The sequence below is a fragment of the Mycobacterium sp. TH-M116 genome (genome assembly GCF_057473685.1).
Map to the genome: position 1 here is coordinate 1 of NZ_JBYCLC010000122.1, position 2,857 is coordinate 2,857.

The 2,857-nt window shown below is 65.6% G+C and carries 3 protein-coding genes; 1 reads left to right on the forward strand and 2 read right to left on the reverse strand.

Annotated features, from left to right (window positions below; all coding sequences use genetic code 11):
* Together AC2VOK_RS05975 and AC2VOK_RS05980 are read right to left on the reverse strand one after the other, a co-directional pair.
* A partial coding sequence (locus tag AC2VOK_RS05975) for an FAD-dependent oxidoreductase (protein WP_428899660.1) occupies nucleotides 1–1,015 on the reverse strand: 1,015 nt, incomplete at its 3' end.
* Nucleotides 1,016–1,312: 297 nt separating this feature from the next.
* Entirely contained in the window at nucleotides 1,313–2,074 is a 762-nt protein-coding gene (locus tag AC2VOK_RS05980) for a class I SAM-dependent methyltransferase (RefSeq protein WP_428899661.1), read from the reverse strand.
* Between the two features lie 252 nt (nucleotides 2,075–2,326).
* On the opposite strand from AC2VOK_RS05980, the gene AC2VOK_RS05985 reads away from it, so the two are divergent.
* Nucleotides 2,327–2,857, forward strand: a 531-nt coding sequence (locus AC2VOK_RS05985) for an aminotransferase class I/II-fold pyridoxal phosphate-dependent enzyme (protein WP_428899662.1), incomplete at its 3' end; no start/stop codon positions are given.

Genomic DNA, 2,857 nt, shown 5'->3' on the forward strand with positions numbered 1-2,857 from the left:
GTGCGGCCATGGTCATGCCTTGCCCGTAGACGGGGTTCAGGCTGCACAGTGCGTCTCCGACCACCAATAATCCACGCGGGAATTTCGGCATCCGGTCGTAGCGGCGCCACACCGCGGCCGGGTTACGCAACATGGCGATCCTCCCGACAGGATCGGCGCGGAGCAACACGTCCGAGATTGACCTGGGTAAGGTTTCGGCGGCCACGTCGAGCATGGTCGCGAAGTCGGGTGGCGCACCGCCGTGCCCGGTAGACCGGGCGACGGCCAGCATCCAGGTGTCGTGCTCGCACGCCATCAGCAACGCCCCAGGCCGGCCGAGGCCTTGATTGGTCGCGACCAATTGTTCGTCGATGCGGCCGTGGGGCAGACGGAACCGTTGACTGGAATAGCCCAGCGCCGTGGTGGATCGCGTCTCGGTCGGGCGGCCGTACCCCAGACCTTCCAGAAACGCCGGAGTGCGTGCGCCGCGGCCCAGTGCATCGACCACCAGGTCGGCATCCAATGTAGTTGCTACGCCGTTGTCACGGTTGATGATTCGCGCCCCGGTGACGGCATCGCCGACAGCTACTGGTCCGATGACGTCGTGGCCTTCTCTGACCGTCACATTGGGCAGGGTCATCACGCGCCGGCGCACGTGGAATTCCACAAATGGGCGGGTGGCCAGACACAGTGTCAACGCTGCCGGCTCGGCCAACCTGCCCGAGCGTTTCAACTCGCAGTGGCCCACGCGCGTGTAGACCCGCGACAAGTCGCCGTCGTCGACGACCACCGCTCCGGCTGCGGCCAGCTCGTCGAGTAGGCCGGGAAACAATTCCGCCAGCACCTGGGTGCCGCGACCCAAGAAATTGTGGAGATGTCGGTCCTGCGGCGCACCCTTGCGTTCGCTCGGGTGGCCTGTCAACCTGTCGCGCTCCACCACGGTCACCGAGTCGTAGAACTCTGAAAGCGCTTTCGCGGCAAGGAGACCCGCAATCCCGGCACCCAACACCACAGCGTGCTCACCGATCTCGCTCACAGTACGGCCCCTTTCGCTACGGGAGATCGCTGACCGGCGCAGGTGCGGCATGGCGGCCACCAGACCCCGCGATCGCGCGGTTCGAGCAAGCCCATGACGGAAGACGCTACACCAAAAAATAAGAAAAGTAAGGAAAAAGTAAGAAGAAAATAAGGTTCTTGGACGTTCGCGGAACAGGTCCGCGGAAGCGTGTGGTCGGAAGCAACGAGTTCTGCCGGTGTTTGATCCGTCACGCCCGCCCGACGATGTTGACGGGTGCGGATGCCCGAGGTGACCCGTCTCGTCGGCGGGATGGTTTCACGACCGGGACCGCACTCGATCGTTGTGGCTGATCAGGAGGCGGTAGCCGGCGTCGAGCTGATCTTTGTGCACCAGGTCCGCATGTCGGTCATGCCAATGTCCGGAGTGCAGGTCTGCTGCCAGCCGGGCTAGCCCCTCGGCCAGGACGGGCTCGCCGGCGTAAGCCAGCATCGACATGCCGGCGCGCACGGTGGGGTTGAGGTAGGCCGCTGGGCGTCGCCAGAAAGCGGCCCCGAACCCGTCGGCGCAGTCATGTGGCACCGGAACCGTCTGCACCTCTGCGCCCCCCAACAGCTCTACGAGACGTTCGATCGGCACGGACAGTTCGTCGCTGATACGGGTGGCCTCAGGCAAGTACTCGCGCAGCAACCAGAAGCCGCGCGTCACCGTTTGGTCCCACGTCAGCACCACGATCCGACAGCGAGTGACTCGGTGCAGTTCGTCGATGCCGGCGGCGAGGTCGCTCCAGTGATGCACCGTCAGGATTGCCATCGCGGCGTCAACACAGTTGTCTCGCAACGGCAGGGCTTCGGCGCTGGCCTGTATGCCCGGAGCGGATCCCGGCGGACGTTGATTGATCATCACCATGCTGGGCTCGACGGCGGCGACGGTCTGGGGCGGTTCATAGGATCCCGTTCCGGCCCCGACGTTGAGCACGGTGCTCATCGTGGCGAGTGCGGCACGGATTTGGGCGGCGATCCGCGGGTCGGGCCGCCGCGTTGCGCGATAGCTACTGCCGATCCGGTCGTAGGCAACCATCGGTTCCAGCCTGGCGCACGTCCGTGCGTTCCGCCAGAGCAATCACGGCCGGATTGTTGTTGCCCGTCGTTTTCGCGGAGCCTCAGTCGACGTGATGGTAAACCTGATGCGGCAGGCCGGTGCGCACGAGCATGATGTAGCGATGGTGATCACCATTGGGCGGGGCGATTTCGACCTGGCCGCGCAGACGAGCGCGGGTACCGGCGCAGCCGGACGCCGCCGAACGAATTCACCACTGCGGTGCACGTGTCGATGAGCACTCGGCTTGGTGATTCGACTCGCAGCGTCAAAGCCGTGAGCGCACAGGCCGTCCCGGGCCAGCCGGTGGCGCCGCCCGCGGTACTGGCCGCGACCTTCCACCTGTCGGACGACGAGTCCGCGGACCTCGATGTCTACGGACGCAGCTCCAATCCGACCTGGCGGCAGCTGGAATCGGCGCTCGCCGAGCTCGAGGGGGCGGCCAGCGCAGTGGTGTTCAGCTCCGGTATGGCGGCTGTCAGCGCCGCATTGCGTTCGCTGACCGAGCCTGGGTCGGTAGTGGTGCTGCCCGCCGACGGCTATTACCAGGTGCGCCGCTATGCGGCCGAATGTCTTGTGCCCGTAGGGGTCAAGATTGATGAGGTAGCCAGTGAGCTGATTGGCGACGCCGCGGCACGTGCCAATGTGGTGCTGGCGGAGACTCCCACCAACCCGGGACTCGATGTTGTCGATCTGCAGCAGCTGGCGAGGGCCTGCCATCGCCGGGGCGCGCGCCTGATCGTGGACAACACGACCGCCACGCCG

Coding starts and splice junctions, on each gene's coding strand:
- AC2VOK_RS05980 (WP_428899661.1), bottom strand. CDS start 2,074: ATGGTTGCCTACGACCGGATCGGCAGTAGCTATCGCGCAACGCGGCGG.